This window comes from Mesorhizobium sp. NFR06 (assembly GCF_900115245.1).
Lineage (GTDB): Bacteria > Pseudomonadota > Alphaproteobacteria > Rhizobiales > Rhizobiaceae > Mesorhizobium.
Genome location: NZ_FOVT01000016.1, coordinates 1 through 24059 on the forward strand (window position 1 = coordinate 1; position 24059 = coordinate 24059).

At 64.2% G+C, this 24059-nt stretch carries 17 protein-coding genes; 10 read left to right on the top strand and 7 right to left on the bottom strand.

Going from position 1 to position 24059, the window contains the following annotated elements:
* The 5 genes from F3H96_RS23905 to F3H96_RS23925 form a co-directional block, all read right to left on the bottom strand.
* On the bottom strand, nucleotides 1-656 hold a 656-nt coding region (locus F3H96_RS23905), incomplete at its 3' end, for a glycogen debranching N-terminal domain-containing protein (RefSeq protein ID WP_280177790.1).
* A gap of 358 nt (nucleotides 657-1014) precedes the next feature.
* Complete coding sequence (locus tag F3H96_RS23910; RefSeq protein ID WP_149804152.1) at nucleotides 1015-2157, bottom strand: DegT/DnrJ/EryC1/StrS aminotransferase family protein; 1143 nt, start codon at nucleotides 2155-2157, stop codon at nucleotides 1015-1017.
* A gap of 305 nt (nucleotides 2158-2462) precedes the next feature.
* The gene (locus F3H96_RS23915) at nucleotides 2463-3386 is read right to left on the bottom strand and encodes a carbohydrate kinase (RefSeq protein WP_149804153.1); all 924 of its coding nucleotides are present in this window, start codon (nucleotides 3384-3386) and stop codon (nucleotides 2463-2465) included.
* Nucleotides 3383-3829 carry an RbsD/FucU domain-containing protein gene (locus F3H96_RS23920; RefSeq protein WP_149804154.1) on the bottom strand — a complete coding sequence of 149 codons (447 nt, stop codon included), beginning with the start codon at nucleotides 3827-3829 and terminating at the stop codon, nucleotides 3383-3385. Before F3H96_RS23920 ends, F3H96_RS23915 begins: the two co-directional genes overlap by 4 nt.
* A 2-nt stretch (nucleotides 3830-3831) precedes the next feature.
* Nucleotides 3832-5055 carry an ROK family transcriptional regulator gene (locus tag F3H96_RS23925; protein ID WP_149804155.1) on the bottom strand — a complete coding sequence of 408 codons (1224 nt, stop codon included), beginning with the start codon at nucleotides 5053-5055 and terminating at the stop codon, nucleotides 3832-3834.
* Between the two features lie 206 nt (nucleotides 5056-5261).
* Here F3H96_RS23925 and F3H96_RS23930 point away from each other — a divergent pair, with 206 nt between their 5' ends.
* From F3H96_RS23930 to F3H96_RS23975, 10 genes are all read left to right on the top strand, one after another.
* Nucleotides 5262-6290 carry a sugar ABC transporter substrate-binding protein gene (locus tag F3H96_RS23930; protein ID WP_149804156.1) on the top strand — a complete coding sequence of 343 codons (1029 nt, stop codon included), beginning with the start codon at nucleotides 5262-5264 and terminating at the stop codon, nucleotides 6288-6290.
* 97 nt (nucleotides 6291-6387) lie between these two features.
* The gene (locus F3H96_RS23935) at nucleotides 6388-7464 is read left to right on the top strand and encodes an ABC transporter permease (RefSeq protein WP_149804157.1); all 1077 of its coding nucleotides are present in this window, start codon (nucleotides 6388-6390) and stop codon (nucleotides 7462-7464) included.
* Nucleotides 7461-8255, top strand: coding sequence for an ATP-binding cassette domain-containing protein (locus F3H96_RS23940; RefSeq protein ID WP_244620132.1), 795 nt, complete (start codon nucleotides 7461-7463; stop codon nucleotides 8253-8255). Before F3H96_RS23935 ends, F3H96_RS23940 begins: the two co-directional genes overlap by 4 nt.
* Nucleotides 8256-8388: 133 nt before the next feature.
* Nucleotides 8389-10851 (top strand): glycogen/starch/alpha-glucan phosphorylase, encoded by a 2463-nt coding sequence (locus F3H96_RS23945; RefSeq protein WP_149804158.1) that lies wholly within the window; start codon nucleotides 8389-8391, stop codon nucleotides 10849-10851.
* A gap of 116 nt (nucleotides 10852-10967) precedes the next feature.
* The gene (gene glgB / locus F3H96_RS23950) at nucleotides 10968-13181 is read left to right on the top strand and encodes a 1,4-alpha-glucan branching protein GlgB (protein WP_149804159.1); all 2214 of its coding nucleotides are present in this window, start codon (nucleotides 10968-10970) and stop codon (nucleotides 13179-13181) included.
* A 63-nt stretch (nucleotides 13182-13244) separates the two neighbouring features.
* Nucleotides 13245-14510, top strand: coding sequence for a glucose-1-phosphate adenylyltransferase (gene glgC, locus F3H96_RS23955; protein WP_149804160.1), 1266 nt, complete (start codon nucleotides 13245-13247; stop codon nucleotides 14508-14510).
* Nucleotides 14511-14638: 128 nt separating this feature from the next.
* On the top strand, nucleotides 14639-16084 hold the full coding sequence (gene glgA, locus F3H96_RS23960) for a glycogen synthase GlgA (protein ID WP_149804161.1): 1446 nt from the start codon (nucleotides 14639-14641) through the stop codon (nucleotides 16082-16084).
* Nucleotides 16085-16087: 3 nt separating this feature from the next.
* A complete protein-coding gene (locus F3H96_RS23965) occupies nucleotides 16088-17716 on the top strand; it encodes an alpha-D-glucose phosphate-specific phosphoglucomutase (RefSeq protein ID WP_149804162.1) in 1629 nt (542 codons plus the stop codon).
* A 172-nt stretch (nucleotides 17717-17888) separates the two neighbouring features.
* On the top strand, nucleotides 17889-19886 hold the full coding sequence (gene glgX, locus F3H96_RS23970; protein WP_149804163.1) for a glycogen debranching protein GlgX: 1998 nt from the start codon (nucleotides 17889-17891) through the stop codon (nucleotides 19884-19886).
* A complete protein-coding gene (locus F3H96_RS23975) occupies nucleotides 19886-21529 on the top strand; it encodes an alpha-glucosidase family protein (RefSeq protein WP_149804164.1) in 1644 nt (547 codons plus the stop codon). Before glgX ends, F3H96_RS23975 begins: the two co-directional genes overlap by 1 nt.
* A gap of 7 nt (nucleotides 21530-21536) precedes the next feature.
* Here the strand turns inward: F3H96_RS23975 and F3H96_RS23980 are convergent, their stop codons facing one another.
* Nucleotides 21537-23279, bottom strand: a complete 1743-nt coding sequence (locus F3H96_RS23980; protein ID WP_149804165.1) for a pilus assembly protein TadG-related protein — start codon at nucleotides 23277-23279, stop codon at nucleotides 21537-21539.
* Between the two features lie 122 nt (nucleotides 23280-23401).
* The gene (locus tag F3H96_RS23985) at nucleotides 23402-23971 is read right to left on the bottom strand and encodes a TadE/TadG family type IV pilus assembly protein (RefSeq protein ID WP_244620133.1); all 570 of its coding nucleotides are present in this window, start codon (nucleotides 23969-23971) and stop codon (nucleotides 23402-23404) included.
* Nucleotides 23972-24059 lie beyond the last annotated feature (88 nt).

Here is a 24059-nt window from a genome sequence, read left to right on the forward strand (position 1 = left end):
CTGTTGTCGCGCCTCCCCACCAGAATGAGGAACTCGGCGTGGTTAGGGTGAATCTTCTGAGGCGTCATTGAAAACGCGATGACGGATTGGCGCGCCACGTTGTCGAGGCCCTCGTAGCGAAACGTCACTCTTGACTCGCCGACCACCGCATCATGCGCGCGACCGCGCCGGCTGCGCGTAGTGCCGCGCACCTCGAACATGTCACGGAAATCGGCGTCGAAGTCGAACCGAACCGGCAGCAGCACCTCGCGCGCCGAGTAGTTCGTGAAGATGACGCGCTCGAACATCCGGTCCCGCCAGATGAACCGGGTCCGATCGATGTGCACGACGCCCGGCAGCGTTTCACTGCCGTTTGGCCCGATGGTGGCCAGATTTGTAAGATTGGCGGTAAACAGGATGTTATCCTGCGACAGCGAGGCGCCAAGCAGTGACGGCATGCGGCCGCCGATGAACAGGCGGAAGCGCGACAGAACGCGCGTGTCGTCACGGAAAAGGCCGTCGCCGGTGCCGCGTATGTCGCCGTAGCTGTCCGCGACGATGAAGCAGTCCTCATGCTTGAGGGCAAATTGCCTGTGCGGCTCGCGCGGCGCCGATTCGTCGAGCGCCGGGAGAGCCACAGCCGGATCAAGCTTGCGTTCTTCGACTTCAGTTGTCATGTCGGCCCTCCAGTTCGAACGACACCTGGGCGGTGGAGAGTTGAGCGGTGCAGGCGCACACGCTTCCGCATCAAGGCCGGCGCCGAACCATCCTCGTCAACAGCGTCTCGCATCAATCCCGCACCCGGCGTGCGATCGCGCAGAGCGTCGTTCGAATTCTTGGCGAATGATTGGCGAATTCTGCAGCCACAGTGCGATCAAAAGCGGCTCGCAGTCGATTGGTTCTAGGCCGCCGGTTCGGTCAAACAGGCCTGGCCAACTGCATTGTCAGCGCGGTAAATTCGGGAGCCAATTGCAAATCGCTTGTCTCCGCGAAGGCCGCGGCATGGGTCAAGCCCGAGGACGACGAAGAACCCCGTTACGCCGCAGCGACATGCGCCGAGTTCGATCCGATATAATTGCGAATCGTCTCGATGATGCGGTCCTGGTCGGCTTCGCTGAGATAGGCGTGCATCGGCAGGCACAGGATCTGCTTCGGCAGTTCTTCCGAGACGGCAAGGCCGGTCGGCGTGCGCGGATAGTCCTTGTAAGCGACCTGCTCGTGCAGCGGCTTCACATAGTAGATGACCGAAGGAATGCCCTTTTCGCCGAGATGCGCCTTCAGCCCGTCGCGCTTCGGCGTCTCGATGGCATATTGCGCCCAGGCCGAGCGACCGTGGCCAAGATTGCGCGACGCCTTGACGATGTCGCCGAGGCCCCTGGCATAGCGGTCGGCGACAACTTGGCGCGCAACCATCTCGTCCTCGAGAATGGCGAGCTTTTCGATCAGGATCGCCGCCTGCAGCGTGTCGAGGCGCGAGTTGATGCCGACGCGGACATTGTCGTACTGCGTCTCGCCCTTGCCGTGGAAGGCGAAGGAACGGAGCTTGTCGGCCAGCGCATCGTCATTGGTGAACATCGCGCCGCCATCGCCATAGCAGCCGAGCGGCTTGGCCGGATAGAAGCTGGTCGAGCCGACATGACCGAAGGCGCCGCACATCTTGGCGTCGGCCGAGCCGCCCATCGACTGGGCGGCGTCCTCGATCACCAGCAGGTTCTCGCGCCTGGCGATGGCCATGATCGCCTCATAATCGGCGGCAAGCCCGAACAGGTCGACCGGAATGATCGCCTTCGGCTTCAGCCTTCCTTCCTGCTTGATCATTGCGATTGCCGCCTCGAGGCTGGCGATGTCGATGTTGTAGGTATCGCGATCGACGTCGACGAAGACCGGCTCGCCTTTGGCCAGCGCCACCACTTCGGCCGTCGCGGCAAAGGTGAAGCTCGGCACGAACACCGCGTCGCCCGGACCGATGCCGGCGGCAAACAGCGGCAGCAGCAGCGCGTCGGTGCCGTTGGCGCAGGCGACGACATGCTTGACGCCGACATAGGCCGCAAGCTTGTTTTCGAATTCGGTGACCTGCGGCCCGAGGATGTAGCGGCCGTCCTCGACGACGTGGTCGATCGCGGCCTTCAGCCGGTCGCGGATACGTTCGCGCTGGGCGCCAAGATCGATGAATTGCATGTCGGCCTCGAATGAGTTCACAAAGTCTTGGAGCGTACCTCTGTGCGTCCGCACGGACGCACGTCGCTCCAACAAAACCGGCCCGCTGGTAACAGACTTGGCGCGGCTGAGAAAGTCGGCCGAGTGCCAGGCAAATTGCTTATGTGTCGCAGCCTGTTACCGATTTTGCCGGCGCAATGCCTAGAAACCCCGGAAATCCTGGCTTTGCAGGGCGTTTTCCGGCTCCTTTATCGCATCGTTCCGACGTCGGGAAACATAAAGTGATCGGTTAGGCAGAGCGGTTTCAGCCTGCCTCCGGAAGCGTATCAGGCGATTTCGTGCCGCCAGGGCGGGTTGGCGCCGGCCCGCGAAACCGTCACCGCCGCCGCCTTGGCACCGAGTTCCAGCGCCTTGCGAATCGCGTCCTCGTCAAGGTCGCCGATCGCCGCCTTGGTCAGCAGTCCCTGCTCGTGCAGCGAGGCCAGGATGCCGGCATTGAAGGTGTCGCCGGCGCCGACCGTGTCGACGACCTTGACCCTCTGCGGCACGACCGTGACCTTGTGCGCCTTGCTGTAGCCGACGGCGCCTTCGCTGCCATGGGTGACGACGATCAGCTTCGGTCCCCGGTCCAGCCAGTTGCGCACGACGTCCTCGTGCGAGCCGGCCTCGTCGAACCATTCGAGGTCCTCATCCGAGAGTTTCACGATATCGGCCATCGCCATCATCTCGCGAATGCGTCTCAAATGCTTGGCCTTGTCCGGGATGAAGTTGGGCCGGATGTTGGGGTCGAGCATCATCACCCGGGTCTCGTGCTCGCGCCGCATGAATTCCTCATAAGCCGATCCCGCTGGTTCCGAGATCAGGCTGATGGCGCCGAACAGCATCGCCTCGATCTCGGACCCGAGCTTCGGCAGGTCCTCGATGGTCAGCATGCGCCCGGCGGTGTTCTCGTCGTAGAAGGTGTAGGTCGCCTGGCCGTTGGTGAGCCGCACGAAGGCGAGCGTCGTCGGACGCGACGAGGTGTGCGCATAGGTGGAGCTCACCTTGGCTGCGCCCAGCGCCTCGCGGAACTGGCCGCCGAACAGGTCGGAGGAGAGGCCGGAGAAGAAGCCTGTCGGAGCGCCGAGCCGTCCGAGCGCGATCGCCGAATTGAACACCGCGCCGCCGACATAGGGCGCGAAGGCGGCTTCGCCTTCCGTCGTAATGCGCGGCAGCATGTCGATCAGGGCTTCGCCACAGCAAAGGATCATGTCGTCTTGGTCTCCGGCGGATGGATCACGCCCTTGCGGATGATGATGTTGGCATAGAGCCTGGGTTCGCTGGTCGCAACGATCGCGTGCGCGGCCTTGACGCGCGCATAGAAGTCGGATCCCGCCAGCGCAACCACCTTATGGCCCGGCGCGTGTCTGGCGCAAACCGCTTCCATCTCGCGATGCACAGGGTCGGCCAGCGCCGGATCACCCTTCACCGAGGCACGGAACAGCGCCTCCGGCACCGCCTCGTCCACCGGCAGCACGCTAAGCACCGCGTCGAGGACGGCAATGACGTGGTGGCCATCGGCGCGGATCAGCCGTCGCGCCTGTTCCTCGGCCGGATAATTGCCGTCGACGATGGCGATCTCGTCACCATGGCCCATTGCCCTGAGCGTCGCCAGGAATTGGGGCCCGAGCAGCGACGGGATGCCGATCAGCATGGTCAGGCGCCCCCGGACGTGTTCGGTCCGATCAGGAAGCGTTCGGAGAGCGGCAGGCTGGCGCCGCCGAGCGCCCGCGCGTGGATACCGACAGTTCCCTCACGTATGAAGGGCAGCTTCAGCCCCTCGGCGTCGATACCGCCGATGGCTTGCCTGATAGCCTCGACAAGCCGGCGCCGCACATCGAGCGGCATCCAGCCGTCGATCACCGCCGCCTCGAAATCGATGACCGAGGAAGCGGCGACGATGGCATAGGCGAGCGCCCGCGAGGCGCTGGCGATCCACTCGTCAAGCTCGGCGCCGATCTCGCCCCATTCCTGCGGCGAGGTCCACAGATAGGAGCCGTCGATGCCCTTGGCGGAAAGCGCCTTCTCCAGCATCGCGATCGAGGCGACGTCGATGAGCTGCGTCGGCTTGCCGTCCGGACCCGGCACCGGCATCGAGCCCAGCGCGCCGGCATTGCCTTTTGGCCCGCTGTAGAGGCGGCCGTTGAGCACGATGCCGCCGCCGGCAAAGGCGCCGATGTAGAAATAGACGAAATCGCGCGCCCCGCCCGCCAGGCCGAAGACGAGCTCGGCGCCGCACGCCGACGTCGCGTCGTTCTGCAGATAGACGGGGAATTCGCACTGCGACTGGATGTCGGCGCGGATGTCGCGATGGCGCCATTCGTCCATGATTTCGCGCGGCGCGCCGGCCGTGTCGGCCCAGTTCCACAATTCGAACGGCATGGCGATGCCGAGCCCGGCAATGCGCTTGTCCTGCGACGGCGTCAGCTCGCTGCGCATCGTCTTGATGCCGTTTGTGACGAACTCGACGGTCTCGCGCGGTGCGGGATAACGGTAGGAATGCTGCAGCATCGCGCGCACATTGCCGAGGAAGTCGATCAGCACGAGCTCGGCGCTGCGCCGGCCGATCTTGAGGCCGATGAAAAAGGCGCCCTCCGGGTTGAGCGCCATCGGGATCGAAGGCTGGCCGATCTTGCCGCGCAGCGGCGCCTGGCGCACCAGCAGCTTGTCTTCCTCGAGCTCGCGCATGATGACCGACACCGTCTGCGCCGACAGCCCGGTCATCCGCGCAATGTCGGATTTGGCCAGGCTGCCATGCTGGCGAACCAGGGACAGCACGAGCCGCTCATTGTGGTCGCGCATGCCGCTCTGGTTGGTGCCGCGATGCAGCCGGCTCTCTAGAGCCTCGGGCGAACCGTGCCTCGCAATGCCGGTCTCCACCCTGATCCTCCCATCGGTTTCCCCTCGAAGCTTTTCGTTCAGAATGAGTGAACAGCGCAAGAGTGTCAATAATAAATAAGAGTGATTTAATTATTGACAGACGCTGCGGACTGGTATCTTTTGACATCGCGCTCACGCTGGGAGAACTTCGGTGGGCGCTCCGCGGCGCCGGTTGGCCGGCGCCGAAGGTTCACTGGGAGGAAATCATGGGTAAATGGACTATCTTGAAGGCGGCTGTTGCCGGCCTTGCCTTTTACGGCGCGATGGCCACGGCCTCGCACGCGGCCGACATCGTCGGCCTGATCACCAAGACCGAGGGCAACCCGTTCTTCGTCAAGATGCGCGAAGGCGCGCAGGCCAAGGCCCAGGAACTCGGCCTCACGCTGCAAACCTTTGCCGGCAAATTCGACGGCGACAATGACAGCCAGGTCGCCGCCATCGAGAACCTGATCTCGGCCGGCGCCAAGGGCTTCGCCATCGTGCCGAGCGATTCCAGCGCCATCGTGCCGACTATCAAGAAGGCGCGCGACGCCGGCCTTCTGGTCATCGTCCTCGACACGCCGCTCGATCCGATCGATGCGGCGGATGCCACTTTCGCCACTGACAATTTCAAGGCCGGCGAGCTCATCGGCCAGTGGGCCAAGGGCACGCTGGGCGACAAAGCCTCGAGCGCCAAGATCGCCTTCCTCGACCTCGCCACCAACCAGCCGACGGTCGACTATCTGCGCGACCAGGGCTTCATGAAGGGCTTCGGCATCGACGTTAAGGATCCGAAGAAATACGGCGACGAGGACGATGCGCGCATTTGCGGTCACGAAATGACCGGCGGCGCCGAGGATGGCGGCCGCACCGCCATGGAAACGTTACTGCAGAAGTGCCCGGACGTGAGCGTCATGTACACCATCAACGAGCCGGCGGCGGCCGGCGGCTACCAAGCGCTCAAGGCGGCCGGCAAGGATGACGGCTCGGTGCTGGTGGTCTCGATCGACGGCGGCTGCCCGGGCGTCAAGAACGTCGCGGCCGGCGTCATCGGCGCGACCTCGCAGCAATATCCGCTGAAAATGGCGGCGATGGCCATGGAGGCGATCGAGAAGTTCGCCAAGACCGGCGAGAAGCCGAAGCCGACACCCGGCAAGGAGTTCTTCGACACGGGCGCCACGCTGATCACCGACAAGCCCGTCAATGGCGTCGAATCGATCGACAGCAAGAAGGGCGCGGAACTTTGCTGGGGCTGATGCCTTCCTAATACCCGCAATAACGGACTAAACTCGCCGAAAGGGCGGCTCCGGCCGCCCTTTCCCGAAACACGGGATCCTTTGGGAGGGGATAAAGATGAGCGATGACGCAACCGGCTCGGTCTCGGCCGAGCGCGGCCTTCACGGCAGCGACCAGTCCGTGGCGAGCTTCGACGAAGACCGGGGCTCGGCCCTGAAGAGCGTCCAGCGCTTCCTGCATGAATATCCAACGGCAATCCCGTTCATTGTCCTGGTCATCGGCGTTTTGATTTTCTCGGTTGCTGCGGGTGGACGGTTCTTTGCGCCGTTCAATCTTTCGCTCGTGCTGCAACAGGTCACCATCATCGCCTTTCTGGGCATTGCCCAGACACTGGTCATCCTGACCGCGGGCATCGACCTTTCGGTCGGCGCGATCATGGTGCTGTCGTCCATTGTCATGGGCAGGCTGACGGTCACCTACGGCGTACCGGTCGAATTGAGTTTTGTGCTTGGCCTGCTCACGGGTCTTGTCTGCGGCCTGATCAACGGCGTTCTGGTGGCGGTGATCAAGCTGCCGCCCTTCATCGTCACGCTGGGTTCCTGGAGCGTCTACGGCGCGATGGTCATCTACGTCTCGCATTCCGAGACAGTGCGTGCCCAGGACATCGAGGCGGCGGGACCGCTGCTGCAATGGCTGGGCCATACGATAAGGCTTGGCGGGGGAGCCGTGCTGACCTACGGCGCCATCGCCATGATCCTGACGGCTCTGATCATCTGGTATGTGCTGAACCGTACCGCCTTCGGCCGCCATGTCTACGCCACCGGCGACGACGACGAAGCCGCTCGCCTCGCCGGCATCAACACGCGCGGCGTGTTCATTGCGGTCTACACGCTCGCCGGCTTCATCTGCGCCATCGCCGCCTGGGCGCTCATCGGCCGCATCGGCGCGGCGAGCCCGCTCGGCAATCAGACCGCCAATCTCGATGCCATCACCGCGGTGGTGATCGGCGGCACATCGCTGTTCGGCGGCCGCGGTTCGATCGTCGGCACGCTGTTCGGGGCGCTGATCGTCGGCGTCTTCCGCAATGGCCTGGCGCTCGCCGGCGTCGACTCGCTCTGGCAGGAGTTCACCGTCGGCATCCTCATCATCCTCGCCGTCACCATCGACCAGTGGATCAGGAAGATTTCGGCATGAGCACGCAGCCCATTCTTCAAGCGCCCATCCTTCAAGCTAAGGGTCTCAACAAGCGCTACGGCAGGGTGGTCGCGCTCGACAATGCCGATTTCGACCTGATGCCGGGTGAAATCCTTGCCATCATCGGCGACAACGGCGCCGGCAAGTCGACGCTGGTCAAGGCACTGTGCGGCGCGGTCATTCCGGACTCCGGCACGATCGAGCTCAACGGCAGCCCGGTGCATTTCCGCTCGCCGATCGAGGCGCGCTTGGCCGGCATCGAGACCGTCTACCAGAACCTGGCTCTGTCGCCGGCGCTGTCGATCGCCGACAACATGTTCCTCGGCCGCGAGCTGCGCAAACCGGGCTTTGCCGGGCAATGGCTGCGCCGGCTCGACCGCTCGGCCATGGCGCGCATCGCCCGCGAGAAATTGTCCGAGCTAGGGCTGATGACCATCCAGAACATCAACCAGTCGGTCGAAACCCTGTCCGGCGGTCAGCGCCAGGGCGTCGCGGTGGCGCGCGCCGCGGCGTTCGGCAGCCGGGTGGTCATTATGGACGAGCCGACCGCGGCGCTTGGCGTCAAGGAAAGCCGCCGCGTGCTGGAGCTGATGCTCGACGTCAAGAGGCGCGGCCTGCCGATCGTGCTGATCTCGCACAACATGCCGCATGTCTTCGAGGTGGCCGATCGCATCCATATCCACCGGCTTGGCCGTCGCCTCGCGGTCATCGACCCAAAGCAATATACGATGTCCGACGCCGTCGCCTTCATGACCGGCGCCAAGGCGCCGCCGGAGGTCCTGGCGGCGTAATGGCGCTGCTGCCACGACAGCTGCGGACCGGTCGGCCATCTAAATCGATTGAGAATATGCTGCAATGCAGTAGGATAGGCTGGGAGGAACGGTGAAAGCCGGTATGATTCAGGCCAACCGAACGAGAGGCGATATGACATCCGCCATGACGACCGAAGCTCCCGCTCTCGACAATCCCGATCCCAAGACCCTCGCCGAAGAGGTCTTGATGTCGCTCAAATACCGGGTCGGCAAGGGCAGCACCGTCGCCACGCCCTATGACTGGCTGACCGCCTCGATCAAGGTGGTGCGCGACCGTGTCGTCGACCACTGGATGCAGGCAACCAAGGAAGCCTACGACCAGCAGGAAAAGCGGGTCTATTATCTCTCGCTCGAATTCCTGATCGGGCGCCTGATGCGCGACGCATTCTCCAATCTCGGCCTGATGGATAACATGCGCGAGGCGCTGTCCTCGCTCGGCGTCGACCTCGACGTGATCGCGGCGCTGGAGCCGGACGCGGCCCTCGGCAATGGCGGCCTCGGCCGTCTCGCCGCCTGCTTCATGGAAAGCATGGCGACCGTCGACATCCCCGCCCATGGCTACGGCATCCGCTACGCCAACGGCATGTTCCGCCAGGAAATCCAAGGAGGCTGGCAGGTCGAGCTGCCGGAGACCTGGCTCGACCACGGCAATCCATGGGAGTTCGAGCGGCGCGAGCGCTCCTTCGAGGTCGGCTTCGGCGGCTCGGTGGAATCGATCACCTCCAAGGACGGCCGGCTCGAACGCCATGTCTGGAAGCCGACCGAGCATGTGCTTGCCGTCGCCTACGATACGCCGGTTGCCGGCTGGCGCGCCAGGCGCGTCAACACGCTGCGGCTGTGGTCCGGCATGCCGATCGACCCGATCCTGCTCGACAAGTTCAACGCCGGCGACCACATCGGCGCGCTCGCCGAAAGCAACAAGGCCGACGCGCTGTCGCGCGTGCTTTATCCGGCCGATTCCCACGTGGCCGGGCAGGAACTCAGGCTGAGGCAGGAATTTTTCTTCTCGACCGCTTCCCTGCAGGACATCGTCCAGCGTCATCTGAGCCAGTATGGCGACCTGGAGTCGCTGCCCGACAAGGCGGCGATCCATTTGAACGACACCCACCCCGCGGTCGCCGTGCCGGAACTGATGAGGCTCCTGATGGATGTCCACGGCATGGATTTCGACCAGGCCTGGGACATCACCAAGCGCACCTTCGGCTACACCAACCACACGCTGCTTCCCGAGGCGCTGGAAAGCTGGCCAGTGCCGCTCTTCGAGCGCTTGCTGCCGCGCCACATGCAGATCGTCTACGCCATCAATGCGCAGGTGCTGCTCGAGGCTCGCGCCACCAACCAGTTCTCGGACGAGCAGATCGCCCGCATCTCGTTGATCCAGGAAAATGGCGACCGCCGCGTGCGCATGGGCAACCTGGCCTTTGTCGGCTCGCATTCGATCAACGGCGTCTCGGCATTGCATACCGAATTGATGAAGGAGACGGTGTTCGCCGATCTCCACAAGCTGTATCCCGACCGCATCAACAACAAGACCAACGGCATCACGCCCAGGCGTTGGCTGATCCAGTGCAATCCCGGCCTGACCGCGCTCGTCCGCGAGGCGATCGGCGACCGTTTCATGGACGATATCGAGGCGATCAAGGAGATCGATCCTCTCGCCGACGATGCCGCCTTCCGCGAGAAATTCGCCGGCGTGAAACGGCAGAACAAAGCAAGGCTTGCCAATCTCGTCGCGGACCGGCTGGGCATCAGGCTCGACCCGTCGGCGCTGTTCGACATCCAGGTCAAGCGCATCCACGAATACAAGCGCCAGCTGCTCAACATCCTGGAGGCGATCGCGCTCTACGACCAGATCCGCTCGCATCCCGAGCGCGACTGGATGCCGCGCGTGAAGTTCTTCGGCGGCAAGGCGGCGCCCAGCTACCACAACGCCAAGCTGATCATCAAACTCGCCAATGACGTCGCAAAAGTCATCAACGGCGATCCTTCGGTGCACGGCCTGCTCAAGGTGGTCTTCGTGCCGAACTACAATGTCAGCCTGGCCGAAGTGCTGATGCCGGCGGCCGACCTGTCCGAGCAGATCTCGACTGCCGGCATGGAGGCGTCGGGCACCGGCAACATGAAGTTCGCGATGAATGGGGCGCTGACCATCGGCACGCTCGACGGCGCCAATGTCGAGATGAAAGAACATGTCGGCGACGACAACATCTTCATTTTCGGCCTCACGACGGCGCAAGTCGCCGAGCGGCGCAACAATGGCTACGACCCGCGTGGCGTGATCGAAGCCTCGCCGGAACTCGCGCAGGCCATAGCAGCGATCTCGTCCGGCGTTTTCTCGCCCGATGACCCGAACCGCTACCGCGACCTGATGAACGGGCTCTACCAAGGCGACTGGTTCATGGTGGCCGCCGATTTCGATTCGTACGCCGCTTGCCAGCGCCAGGTCGATGACGTCTGGCGCGACAGCCCCGATTGGAACGCGCGCGCCATCAGAAACGTTGCCCGGATGGGCTGGTTCTCGTCCGATCGCACGATCCGCCAATATGCGAAAGAAATCTGGAACGTACCTGTGTGATGTGATTGCATGAGACCACGAACGGCGTGGTCTCGTGCGTGTCGCCCAAAAGTGCGCAGCGGTTTTGGGCGACATGCACAAAAACAAAATTGGTTCCCGGGGAGGGACGCTGCCTGATGAGGAAACCGCGCGTGACCGCTGCGACAAGCGGGCCGGACGGACAGGCGCCAGCCGGCGACGTCGCGGCGATTGTCGCCGGAACGCATGGCGATCCTTTCGCGGTCCTGGGCGTGCACGAAGCCGGCAAGGGCTTCATCACCCGCTGCTTCGTGCCCAACGCCGAATTCGTCACCGCCTATACGCTTACCGGCAAGGAAGCCGGCCAGCTTTCCCGCCGCGACGACGCCGGCTTCTTCGAGGGCAAGCTGTCGATCCGCAAGCGCCAGCCATTGCGCTATCATGCCAGGAATGCCGGCGGCGACTGGTGGCTGACCGATCCCTACTCCTTCGGCCCGGTGCTCGGTCCGCTGGACGATTACTATATCGCCGAGGGCTCGCATCTGAGGCTCTTCGACAAGCTCGGCGCCCATATTCTCGACCACGAGGGCGCGACCGGCGTGCATTTCGCGGTCTGGGCGCCCAACGCCAGGCGCGTTTCGGTGGTCGGCGCCTTCAACGACTGGGACGGTCGCCGCCACACCATGCGCGACCGCAAGGACACCGGCATCTGGGAGCTGTTCATTCCCGATCTCGGCGCCGGCCGGCCCTACAAATTCGAGATCATCGGGCCCGACGGCGTGCGTTTGCCGCTCAAGGCCGACCCGTTCGCCTTCGAATCCGAGCTGCGTCCGGCGACCGCTTCGGTGACGGCGCCGCCGCTGGCGCATCGATGGGGCGACGAGGCGCATCGCGGCTTCTGGCAAAAGGCCGATCCGCGGCGCGAGGCGATCTCGATCTACGAGGTTCACGCCGGCTCGTGGCAGCTTCGCGACGACGGCACGTTTCTTTCCTGGGACGAGCTCGCCGCGCGGCTGATCCCATATGTGGTGGACACCGGCTTCACCCATATCGAGTTCCTGCCGATCTCGGAACACCCCTACGACCCGTCCTGGGGCTACCAGACCACCGGTCTCTATGCGCCGACCGCCCGTTTTGGCGATCCCGACGGCTTTGCCCGCTTCATCGACGGCGCGCATCGCGCCGGTGTCGGCGTGATCCTCGACTGGGTGCCGGCGCATTTCCCGGTTGACGAGCACGGGCTGGTGAAGTTCGACGGCACCGCGCTCTACGAGCATGCCGACCCGCGCCAGGGTTTCCATCCCGACTGGAACACGGCCATCTACAATTTCGGCCGCCGCGAGGTGGTGTCGTTCCTCGTCAACAATGCGCTGTTCTGGGCCGAAAAATACCATGTCGACGGCCTGCGCGTCGACGCGGTCGCCTCCATGCTCTACCTCGATTATTCGCGCAAGGCGGGCGAGTGGATCCCCAACGAGAAGGGCGGGCGCGAGAACCTGCAGGCAGTCAGCTTCCTGCAGAAGATGAACAAGGAACTCTACGGCCACCATCCGGGCGTGATGACGATCGCCGAGGAATCGACCTCGTGGCCGAAAGTGTCGCGTCCGGTGCATGAGGGCGGGCTCGGCTTCGGCTTCAAGTGGAACATGGGCTTCATGCACGACACGCTTGAGTACCTCTCCAAGGAGCCGATCTTCCGCAAGCACCACCACAACGACATCACCTTCGGCCTGACCTACGCCTTCTCGGAAAATTTCGTGCTGCCGCTTTCGCATGACGAGGTCGTGCACGGCAAAGGCACGCTGCTCAATAAGATGGCCGGCGACGACTGGCAGAAATTCGCAACGCTGCGCGCCTATTACGCTTTCATGTGGGGTTATCCCGGCAAGAAGCTCCTGTTCATGGGGCAGGAATTCGCCCAGCGGCGCGAATGGAGCGAGGCGCGCGCGCTCGACTGGAACCTGCTCGAATTCGCGCCGCATCGCGGCGTCTGGCAGACGGTGCGGGACCTGAACTATCTCTACCGATCGCGCCCGGCCCTGCATGCGCGCGATTGCGAGCCGGAAGGTTTTTCCTGGCTGATCGTCGACGACCGCGACAACTCGGTCTTCGCCTGGGTGCGCAATGCGCCCGGCGGCAGTCCGATCGCCGTCATCTCCAATTTCACGCCGGTGCCGCGCGAGAACTATCGCGTGCCGCTGCCGAGGGCGGGAAAGTGGCGCGAAGTCATCAATACCGATGCCGCCGACTATGGCGGCTCCGGCATGGGCAATGGCGGCGCGGTCGAGGCGAGCGGGGAAGGGGGCGGCGTATCGGCGACGATGCTGTTGCCGCCGCTGTCGACGATCATGCTCGAATTCGTCGTGGACTGAAGCAGATGATATCTCACCTGGCTAAAGTTTTGGTCCGGGCAGCCTACTTGGGAGGGTAACAAAATGGCAGAGATCAAAAGAACCCAGCCGCTGGCACGCGATGCGATGGCCTATGTGCTGGCCGGCGGCCGCGGCAGCCGCCTCAAGGAGCTGACCGACCGGCGCGCCAAGCCAGCCGTCTATTTCGGCGGTAAGACGCGCATCATCGATTTCGCGCTCTCCAACGCGCTCAACTCCGGCATCCGCCGCCTTGGCGTCGCCACCCAGTACAAGGCGCATTCGCTGATCCGCCACCTGCAGCGCGGCTGGAACTTCCTGCGGCCCGAGCGCAACGAAAGCTTCGACATCCTGCCCGCCTCGCAGCGCGTGTCGGAAACGCAGTGGTATGAAGGCACGGCCGACGCGGTCTACCAGAACATCGACATCATCGAGGCCTATGGGCCCGAATACATGGTCATCCTCGCCGGCGACCACATCTACAAGATGGACTACGAGCTGATGCTGCGCCAGCACGTCGACGCCGGCGCCGACGTCACCGTCGGCTGCCTCGAAGTGCCGCGCATGGAGGCGACCGGCTTCGGCGTCATGCATGTCGACGCCAAGGACAACATCATCGCCTTCGTCGAAAAGCCCGCCGATCCGCCCGGCATTCCCGACAAGCCGGAGTTCGCCCTGGCATCTATGGGCATCTATGTCTTCAAGACCAAGTTCCTGATGGAGCAGCTGCGCCGCGACGCCGCCGAGCCTGGCTCCAGCCGCGATTTCGGCAAGGACATCATCCCCTACATCGTCGAGCATGGTAAGGCGATCGCCCACCGTTTCGCCAAGTCCTGCGTGCGCTCCTCGCATGAGTCCGAGCCCTATTGGCGCGACGTCGGAACGGTGGACGCCTATTGGGAAGCCAACATCGACCTGACCGACATCACGCCCGAGCTCGATCTCTACGACCGCGACTGGCCGATCTGGACCTATGCCGAATTGAAGCCGCCGGCAAAATTCGTCCATGACGAGGACGGCCGCCGCGGCGAGGCGATCTCGTCGCTGGTGTCGGGCGACTGCATCGTCTCCGGCGCATCGCTGCGCCGCAGCCTGATCTTCACCGGCGCGCGCATCAATTCCTATTCGAAACTCGAGGAAGTGGTGATGCTGCCTGACGTGCAGGTCGGCCGCAACGCCCGCCTCAAGCGCGTCGTCATCGACCACGGCGTCCACATCCCCGAAGGGCTGGTGGTGGGCGAGGATCCGGCGCTCGACGCCAAGCGCTTCCGCGTCTCGGAAAAGGGCATCTGCCTGATCACGCAGGAGATGATCAACAAGCTGTCGACCTGATCAGCAAGCTGTCAGGTTGATCAGCAAGCTGTCAGTTTGATCAGCAAGTCGTCAGCCTGATAGGATCCGATCAACAAGCCGTCACTCTCATCACCAGATCGTCACGTTAGCAGTGGATCGTTAGGCGCATGCAGGTTCTCTCGGTCACGCCTGAAATCTTTCCGTTGGTCAAGACCGGCGGCCTGGCCGATGTGACCGGCGCCTTGCCGATAGCGCTCTCCGGCAAGGGCGTCGCGATGCGCACGCTGATTCCCGGCTATCCTGTCGTGATGGCGGCCTTCGCCAAGAAGAAAGCCGTCTATCAGTATCCGCTCTTGCAGGGCGGCAAGGCTTCGGTCCATGCCGTCAAGATCGGCGACCTCGATCTCTTCGTGCTCGACGCACCGCATCTCTTCGATCGCCAGGGCGGCCCTTACGGCACCGCTTCTGGCGCCGACTGGCCGGACAATTGGCGCCGCTTCGCGGCCCTCAGCCAGGTCGGTGGTGACATCGCCGGCGGCGCGATCTCCGGCTATCAGCCCGACATCGTGCACGCCCATGACTGGCAGTCGGCGATGGCGCTGGCCTACATGCGCTACGGCAAGGCGGTCGGGGTGCCGTCGCTGATCACCGTGCACAACCTCGCCTTCCAGGGTCAGTTCGGCGCCGGCATTTTCGGCGAGCTCGGCCTGCCGGCCGTGGCCATGCAGCTCGACGGCGTCGAATATTACGGCGGCGTCGGCTATCTGAAGGCCGGCCTCCAGGCCGCGTGGGCGATCACAACGGTGAGCCCGACCTATGCGCAGGAGATCCGCTCGCCGGAGTTCGGCATGGGCCTCGACGGCCTGATCAACATGCGCGCCACCGACCTTTACGGCATCGTCAACGGCATCGACGTCGACATCTGGAATCCCGAGACGGACAAGCATCTGGTTGCCAATTATTCCGCCGATACGCTGGAGGCGCGCCACCTCAACCGCAAGGCGGTCGAGGATCGGTTCAGCCTCGAGGTCGACGACAGTCCGATCGTCTGCGTCGTCAGCCGGCTGACTTGGCAGAAGGGCATGGACATCCTGGCCGCGGTCGTCGACGGCATCGTCGCCGCCGGCGCGCGCCTCGCGATCCTGGGCTCCGGCGACGCCGGCCTCGAAGGCAGGTTGCTTGCGGCCGCCGCCCGCCATCGCGGCCGCGTCGGCGTCGTCGTCGGTTACGACGAAGGACTTTCGCACGTCATGCAGGGCGGCTGCGATGCCATCGTCATCCCCTCGCGCTTCGAGCCCTGCGGACTGACCCAGCTCTATGGCCTGCGTTATGGCTGCGTGCCGGTCGTCGCCCGCACCGGCGGTCTCGCCGACACCATCATCGATGCCAATGAGGCGGCGTTGTCGGCAGGCGTCGCCACCGGCTTCCAGTTCGCACCCAACAATGGCGGCGCGCTCGTCCATGCGATCCAGCGGCTGGTCGAGCAGCATGCACGCCCGGCGACCTGGGCCTCGATCCAGCGCCAGGGCATGAAGGCCGATGTCTCCTGGGACAAGAGCGCCGAAAAATATGTCGAACTCTATCGCTTGCTGCTTTCGAAAAGGGCTGCCTGAGGCATGATCAGAACCGTCCCCACCAAACCCTATACCGACCAGAAGCCAGGCACGTCGGGCCTGCGCAAGAAGGTGCCCGTGTTCCAGCAGGAGCACTATGCCGAGAACTTCATCCAGTCGATCTTCGATGCGCTGGACGGTTTTCAGGGCAAGACGCTGGTGATCGGCGGCGACGGCCGCTTCTACAACCGCGAGGTCATCCAGAAGGCCATCGCCATGGCCGCCGCCAACGGCTTCGGCAAGGTGATGGTCGGACAGGGCGGCATCCTGTCGACGCCGGCCGCCTCCAACATCATCCGCAAATACAAGACCTTCGGCGGCATCATCCTGTCGGCCAGCCACAATCCAGGCGGCCCGCATGAGGATTTCGGCATCAAGTATAATGCCGGCAATGGCGGCCCGGCGCCGGAGAAGATCACCGACGCGATCTTCGAAAAGACCAAGCAGATATCGAGCTTCAAGATCGCTGACATCGACGCCATCGACATCGACGCCATCGGCACGGTCAAGGCGGGCGGCATGACGGTCGAGGTCTTCGACCCGGTCATGGACTATGCCGAATTGATGGAAAGCCTGTTCGACTTCGACGCGCTGAAGAAGCTCTTCAGATCGGGCTTCCGCATGCGCTTCGACGCCATGCATGCCGTGACCGGCCCCTACGCCAAGGAGATCTTCGAGCATCGGCTCGGCGCGCCGAACGGCACATGCCGCAACTTCAAGCCGCTGCCGGATTTCGGCGGCCACCACCCGGACCCGAACCTGGTGCACGCCAAACATCTCTATGACGAGATGATGGGACCCGACGCGCCGGACTTCGGCGCTGCCTCCGACGGCGATGGCGACCGCAATCTGATCATCGGCAGAGGCATCTTCGTCACGCCGTCGGACTCGGTGGCGATGCTTGCCGCCAATGCCCGCCTGGCGCCGGGCTACAAGGACGGCCTGAAGGGCATCGCCCGCTCGATGCCGACCAGCGGCGCGGCCGACCGCGTCGCCGAGAAACTCGGCATCGGCATCTACGAGACGCCGACCGGCTGGAAGTTCTTCGGCAATCTGCTCGACGCCGGCATGGCGACGATCTGCGGCGAGGAAAGCGCCGGCACCGGCTCCAACCATGTGCGCGAGAAGGACGGACTGTGGGCCGTGCTTTTGTGGCTCAACATCCTCGCCGCGCGCGGCGAGAGCTGCAAGGACGTCGTTACCAAGCACTGGGAGACCTATGGCCGCAACTACTATTCGCGTCACGACTATGAAGAGGTCGAGAGCGATCGCGCCAACGCGCTTGTCGACGGACTGCGAGCCAAGCTCGGCTCGCTGCCCGGCACCAGCGTGCGCGGCATGAAGATCGCCAGTGCCGACGACTTCGCCTATCACGATCCGGTCGACGGCTCGGTAAGCAAGAACCAGGGCATCCGGATCCTGTTCGAGGGTGGCTCGCGCGTCGTCTTGCGACTCTCCGGCACCGGCACTTCCGGGGCGACGCTGCGCCTCTACATCGAGCGCTACGAGTCGGACAAGGCGAGGCACGATCTCGACACGCAGGAAGCGCTCGCCGACCTCATCGCCGCCGCCGACGACATCGCGGGCATCAAGAGCCACACCGGCCGCAACAAGCCGAGCGTGATTACTTGAGAGGGGTGTCGCGCGCCTTTCCTTCCCCCCTTGTGGGGGAAGGTGGTTCGGCGCGCAGCGCCGAGACGGATGAGGGATGTTGGACGGATCGCCGGCGGCGCCAAGCTGGAGCACCCCTCATCCGTCGCCTTCGGCGACACCTTCTCCCACAAGGGGAAAAGGGGGAGTTCGCATGACCCTCGGCGCCACCATCACCCCCGAAGGCATCCGTTTCGCCGTCTGGTCCTCATCGGCGAGACGCCTCTGGGTCTCGCTCTTCGACGAGACCGGCGCGCGCGAGACCGACCGGCTGGAGCTGAGACCGGAAGGCGAGGGCGTGCATGCGCTCTTCGTCTCCGGCCTTGGCGAAGGCACCCGTTACGGCTTTCGCGCCGACGGCGACTATGCGCCGGAACACGGCCTATGGTTCGACCCGAACAAGCTGCTCACCGATCCGTACGCCGTCGAGATCGACCGGCCATACCAGTACCACTGGCGACTTGCCGCTAAACGCAGTGAAGGCGCCGACACGTCCCCGCTGATGCCGAAAACGGTTGCGCGTGCCGCGCCGCAGCCGCTGCCAGGCAAGCCGCCCCTCTTCCAGCCGGGCGGTTTGATCTACGAACTCAATGTCCGCTCCTTCACCAAACTGCATCCGGATGTACCGGCAGCGCAGCGCGGCACCATCGCGGCGCTTGCCCATCCGGCTGTCGTCGACCACCTGAAGCGCCTCGGCGTCTGCGCCGTCGAGCTGATGCCGGTCACGGCTTCGATCGACGAGCGCCACCTGCCGCCGCTGGGCCTCAGCAACGCCTGGGGCTACAACCCCGTCACCTTCATGGCGCTCGACCCGCGGCTGGCGCCCGGCGGCCTCCGGGAATTGTGCGGCACCGTCGCGGTGTTGCGCGAGGCCGGCATCGGCACCATCCTCGACCTCGTCTTCAATCACACAGGCGAAAGCGACCGGCTGGGCCCGACGCTGTCGCTGCGGGGCCTCGATGCGCTGGCCTACTACCGGCACCTGCCGGACGGCCGGCTGGCCAACGACACCGGCACCGGCAACACCGTCGCCTGCGATCATCCGGTGGCGCGCGAGATGGTGCTCGACACGCTCCGTCATTTCGCGCTTTACGCCGGTGTCGACGGCTTCCGTTTCGATCTGGCGCCGGTTCTCGGACGCGTCGACGGTGCCTTCGATCCGGACGCGCCGCTGCTTAAGGCCATCGTAGACGATCCGCTGCTTGCCGACCGCGTGCTGATCGCCGAGCCTTGGGACATCGGTCCGAACGGCTACCAGCTCGGCAATTTCCGCCCGCCATATCGGGAATGGAACGACCGCTATCGCGACGATGTCAGGCGCTTCTGGCGCGGCGACGCGGGCGTGATCGGCGCCTTGGCCACGCGGCTAGCCGGTTCCTCAGACCTCTTCGGCGGGGCAGGACGGCCGACGAGCCGCACCGTCAATTTCATTGCCGCGCATGACGGCATGACGCTGGCCGACATCGTTGCCTATGAGCGCAAGCACAATGACGCCAATGGTGAGCACAATCGCGACGGCCACAACGACAACCTGTCCTGGAACAATGGCGCCGAGGGCGAAACGGACGACGCGGCGATCGGCAAAGCCCGCTTCGACGACCAATGCGCGCTGCTTGCGACGCTTTTTGCCTCGCGCGGTATCATCATGCTGACCGCAGGCGACGAGTTCCGCCGCACGCAGAAAGGCAACAACAACGCCTACGCCCAGGACAATGCCATCACCTGGCTCGATTGGGCCGGCCGCGACCGGGCGCTGGAGCAATACACCTCATCGCTCGCCACGCTGCGCCGCGCCTTTCCGGCGCTGGCGGACATACGCTTCCTGACCGGCGAGCCCGCCGACGGATCGGAAATCCCCGACGTAGCCTGGCTGACCGAGACCGGCGCCCCGCTCGGCGAGGCCGACTGGAACGATGCCGGCCGCCATCGCCTCGTCATGCTGCTCGGCGATGCCGAAGGCAGCCGCCTGGCGGTCCTGATCAATGGCGACCGCCGTCAATGTGTCTTCAGCCTGCCGGCGCGAGCGGGTTTTGAGTGGCGCCCGGCAATCGATGCGCAGCAGGTCGACCTGGAACGGCCGCTGCCTGGCCGCAGCGTCAATTTCATGATCGAGAGCCGGATAACGGAAGCGCGCATGAGGAAAGGGTCGTGATGGCTGGCGATAATCCCGGACACGGAGCCGAATGGTGGCGCGGCTGCGTCATCTACCAGGTCTATCCGCGTTCCTTTCAGGATACGAGCGGCGACGGCAGCGGCGACTTGAAGGGCATCACCGCACGGCTCGCCCATATAGCGTCTCTCGGCGCCGACGCCGTCTGGCTCTCGCCCTTCTTCAAGTCGCCTATGGCCGACATGGGCTACGATGTGTCGGACTACCGCGACGTCGATCCGATGTTCGGGACGCTGGAGGATTTCGACGCGCTGGTCGCCGAGGCGCACCGGCTCGGCCTGAAGCTGATCATCGACCAGGTAATCTCGCACTCATCGGACAAGCATGAATGGTTCGCCGAAAGCCGCGCCAGCCGCGACAATGCCAAGGCCGACTGGTATGTCTGGGCCGACGCCAGGCCGGACGGCAGTGCGCCCAACAACTGGCAATCGCTGTTCGGTGGCCCGGCCTGGGAGTGGGATGCCACACGCCGGCAATATTACATGCACAATTTCCTCGCCGCGCAGCCGGATTTGAACTTCCACAACATCGAGGTACAGGACGCGCTGCTGGACACGGTGCGCTTTTGGTTGGAGCGCGGCGTCGACGGCTTCCGGCTGGACACGGTCAACTACTATGTCCACGACCGCTGGCTGCGCGACAACCCGCCCTTGGCGGCAAGCGTCGCCGGCACCAACGGTTCGACCAGCACCTATGGCTTCCAGGAGCATCTCTTCGACAAGACGCGTCCCGAGAACCTTGATTTCCTGAAGCGTTTCCGCGCCCTGCTCGACGGGTACCCGGACCGCGCCGCGGTCGGCGAGGTGGGTGATGAGGAGCGTTCCTTGCAGACGCTCGCCGCCTATGTGTCCGGCGGCGACAAATTGCAGATGTGCTACACGTTCGACTTGCTCGGCCCGCAATTTTCCGCCGCCCATGTGCGCGGCTGCGTGGAGGCGTTCGAGACGACCGCCCCGGACGGCTGGGTCTGCTGGGCCTTCTCCAACCATGACGTCGTGCGCCATGTCAGCCGCTGGACACGGCCCGGCGGAAATTCGGACGCAGTGGCGAAGTTCTCGATCGCGCTGCTCGCCTGCCTGCGCGGCTCGATCTGCCTCTACCAGGGCGAGGAGCTCGGCCTCGAGGAGGCTGAACTCGCCTATGAGGATCTGCGTGATCCCGTCGGCATCCGCTTCTGGCCGGGCGTGAAGGGCAGGGATGGCTGCCGCACGCCGATGGTTTGGCAGGCGGAGGCGGAAAATGCCGGTTTCTCCACCGGCAGGCCATGGCTCCCGGTGCCGCAAGCGCATCGTGCGCGTGCCGCTGACGTTCAGGATGGCAAGGATGGTTCCGTGCTTTCCGCCTATCGCTCCATTCTGGCGCTGCGCAAGCGCCATCCGGCGCTGGTCGGCGGCTCGATCCGCTTTCTGGACGCCGAAGGCGATGTGCTGGCATTTGTCCGCGAGGGTGGTGGAGAGAAACTGCTTTGCGTCTTCAACTTCGCCGGCGAACCGGCAAGCTGGACGCTGCCGGCGGAGTTCGGGCAGCTCGAAGCGCTCGACCTTGCGGTCGATGCGTCGGGTTCTCATGAGGAAGGAACGCTCGCGTTGCCGCTGCTCGGTTGCTTCCTGGCGCGGATTGTCTGATCGCGGCTTACTGCACCAGCACCGAGCGCCCGCAGGTCGCGCCGGTCACGCGCACATCGGCTTCCCCGACATGGACGCCAAGCGCCGCAAGCACGTTGTAGACCAGGCTGTCGACCGGCACGGTCACGCCGTTGAGCAGCGTCGTCACCGCCGGCTTCACCGTGCCGAGCAGGGCGGTCACGTCGAGGCCGAGCCCCAGCGTGCTGACCGACAGCGACAGATTGTTGACCAGCGACGTGGTGAGCGACTGCGTCAGGTTCTTCGTCGATACCGTCTTGGTCGCCTTGTTGGCGATGTCGGAGGCGCTGAAGGTCAGGTTGGTCGGCGCCATGTTGGTGATCGAGAAGGCCGACTGGCCGTTGATCTGCAGCAGGTTGAGGTTGATCAAAAGCAGCTTGAGGCTGACGTCCGCGATTTCGGCGTCGCTAAATGATTGCGGTTTGGTGAAGTCCGCGAAACCGTTGGCGCTGCTGTTGGCAAGATGTGCTGCCACCACACCCGGCTGCGCGGCAATCGAAACCTTGATGCTGGAGGGGCCGGTCGGACAGGTGATATCGGTCAGCTTGGCTTCGGCATAAGCGACCTCGACATTGAGCGGCAGGTTGACCGCAAGCAGATTGATGCCGCCGCCGAGATTGGGATTGCCGAGGGTGACGCTGGCATTGAGCTTGATACGCGTCTGCGCCGTGCGCACGACGGTGCCTGCTTCCCCCACCGCCAGCCATGGCGAGTTCTGCATGGGCTCGCCGATGGCAATGGAAAGCGTAGTCGATGTCAGCCCCGGTATGGTGGCGCCGAGATTGACCGCGACCTGGTTCGTGCCGTTGGCCAGGGCGGCGGCCGCCGTCAGCAGGCTGAGGGCGCTGGCGTCGAGCGACAGCCCTGCGGGTTGCTGTCCGAGGCCCAGATTACCCACCGAGCCAAGGTCGACGAGATTGCTGAGCGGAATCTTGACCGTGTTGGTGGCGCTGGAGGCCATGGTCTGCAGCGCGATTTTGGCCGTACGGTCGAGCCCCGGCACGTTGGCCATGGCGGTGGCGATCTGTCCGATCGTCGCCTTCGAGGCGAGCACGTCCGAATAGGAAACGCCGGTCAGCTTCAACTGCACGGCAAGTTGGTCGACGAAGGAGAGCACGTCGACATCGGCCGAGATCAGCGAATTGTAGTCCATCACGCTGAGCGAGATGTTGCTGCCGAGAAGCGCGCCGATAAGCGCGTTGAGAATACCGCCATTGAGGCTGGCGAGCCGCGACCCGATCGAAAAAGCCGCCTGCGGTTGCGCGCTGGCGATGGCGGTCGTGCCGATGGTGGGCGGCGACATGACCGAGCCGGCGAAATAGAGCGTGCCCTGCTTCTTCAGCGACACCTGCACGGCATTGTAAGGGAGCTTGCCCGCCTCGAACCGGCTGTCGGCTGCGACGGCGCTGACGCCGGTATAACGCCCCGGCACGACCTGGATGACGGCCTTGGTGGCGGTTGGCGCCACGGTTGCGCCCTGCTGCTGCACGGCGACCGAGGTTATGCCGTTGTCGCTGAGCGTGGTCAGCACCGCCTGCTGGGCATTGGTGATGTTCGAGGCAGCGCTGATGGCGGCGAGGTCGACGATCGACTGAGCGGCGCGGCGCTCGTTGTAAAGCGCGCCTTCATCGACCGCGAAGGCGGTCAGCGCCAGCGCCACCGGCGTGCATAGCGCCGTCATGACGGCGAAATTGGCGCTGCGGTCGGCGAGCAGCCGTCGCGTTGCCGCCATGAAACCAATTGCGGGAGAAGTGCGAACCGGTCTTCCGGCCGGGTTCGCGTCACGGCAAAAAGATAGAGCGGTCTTGCATTTCCGGGAAACGATGAACCGCCCTGAGCCCCCCTTCATAGGCATCATATGCCTCCAACGCGGATCGTCGATCGGCTCTGGATCGTCGTGCCCGGCAGCGGCAGCTTCTGGAAAAGGTTCCAGATCGGCAGGTTGCGCGCATCGTAACTGACCGAGACGACGAACTGGCTGCCGTCGGCGGCGCTGTCCTGCGCATTGATGGTCAGCTTGCTGGGGTCGACGAACGGATAGTCCGAGACGTCGTGAGCAATAAAATCGGTGACCAGCGCCTGCCGCTCGGTTTGGTTCAGGCCGGCGATCGCCGTTCGCGCCGCGTCGGCGGCAATCTGCTGCACCGAATGGCTCGCGCCAAAATAAATTCCGTATGCAACCATGCCGAGCAGGAGCAGGATGAAAATCGGCGCCAGCATGGCGAATTCGATCGCTGACGTACCTGTGGCGTCGACCCGGAACCGAGACCAAGAAACGGGGAGTTTTCGGTTTTTTAGCATGGTGCGGACAATGCCAAGACCGGCCTGCAAAAACAGACAATGCATCGAGCAACCGGCAGGTGTGCCAAGTTGAAAGCAAGCTGTAAGCTTTAGGCTTCGCTGTTTTAGCGTGATGACGCTCACTTAGCGTCAAGCAGGCAATGGTTGAAATAAGATTTCGCTCTGTCTAGTGTCCTGTCACCAGCCGCCGGAAGGGACCGGTGGCACGCCT

Coding starts and splice junctions, on each gene's coding strand:
- F3H96_RS23910 (WP_149804152.1), bottom strand. CDS start 2,157: ATGCAATTCATCGATCTTGGCGCCCAGCGCGAACGTATCCGCGACCGG.
- F3H96_RS23915 (WP_149804153.1), bottom strand. CDS start 3,386: ATGATCCTTTGCTGTGGCGAAGCCCTGATCGACATGCTGCCGCGCATT.
- F3H96_RS23920 (WP_149804154.1), bottom strand. CDS start 3,829: ATGCTGATCGGCATCCCGTCGCTGCTCGGGCCCCAATTCCTGGCGACG.
- F3H96_RS23930 (WP_149804156.1), top strand. CDS start 5,262: ATGGGTAAATGGACTATCTTGAAGGCGGCTGTTGCCGGCCTTGCCTTT.
- F3H96_RS23935 (WP_149804157.1), top strand. CDS start 6,388: ATGAGCGATGACGCAACCGGCTCGGTCTCGGCCGAGCGCGGCCTTCAC.
- F3H96_RS23940 (WP_244620132.1), top strand. CDS start 7,461: ATGAGCACGCAGCCCATTCTTCAAGCGCCCATCCTTCAAGCTAAGGGT.
- F3H96_RS23945 (WP_149804158.1), top strand. CDS start 8,389: ATGACATCCGCCATGACGACCGAAGCTCCCGCTCTCGACAATCCCGAT.
- glgB (WP_149804159.1), top strand. CDS start 10,968: ATGAGGAAACCGCGCGTGACCGCTGCGACAAGCGGGCCGGACGGACAG.
- glgC (WP_149804160.1), top strand. CDS start 13,245: ATGGCAGAGATCAAAAGAACCCAGCCGCTGGCACGCGATGCGATGGCC.
- glgA (WP_149804161.1), top strand. CDS start 14,639: ATGCAGGTTCTCTCGGTCACGCCTGAAATCTTTCCGTTGGTCAAGACC.
- F3H96_RS23965 (WP_149804162.1), top strand. CDS start 16,088: ATGATCAGAACCGTCCCCACCAAACCCTATACCGACCAGAAGCCAGGC.
- glgX (WP_149804163.1), top strand. CDS start 17,889: ATGACCCTCGGCGCCACCATCACCCCCGAAGGCATCCGTTTCGCCGTC.
- F3H96_RS23975 (WP_149804164.1), top strand. CDS start 19,886: ATGGCTGGCGATAATCCCGGACACGGAGCCGAATGGTGGCGCGGCTGC.
- F3H96_RS23980 (WP_149804165.1), bottom strand. CDS start 23,279: ATGGCGGCAACGCGACGGCTGCTCGCCGACCGCAGCGCCAATTTCGCC.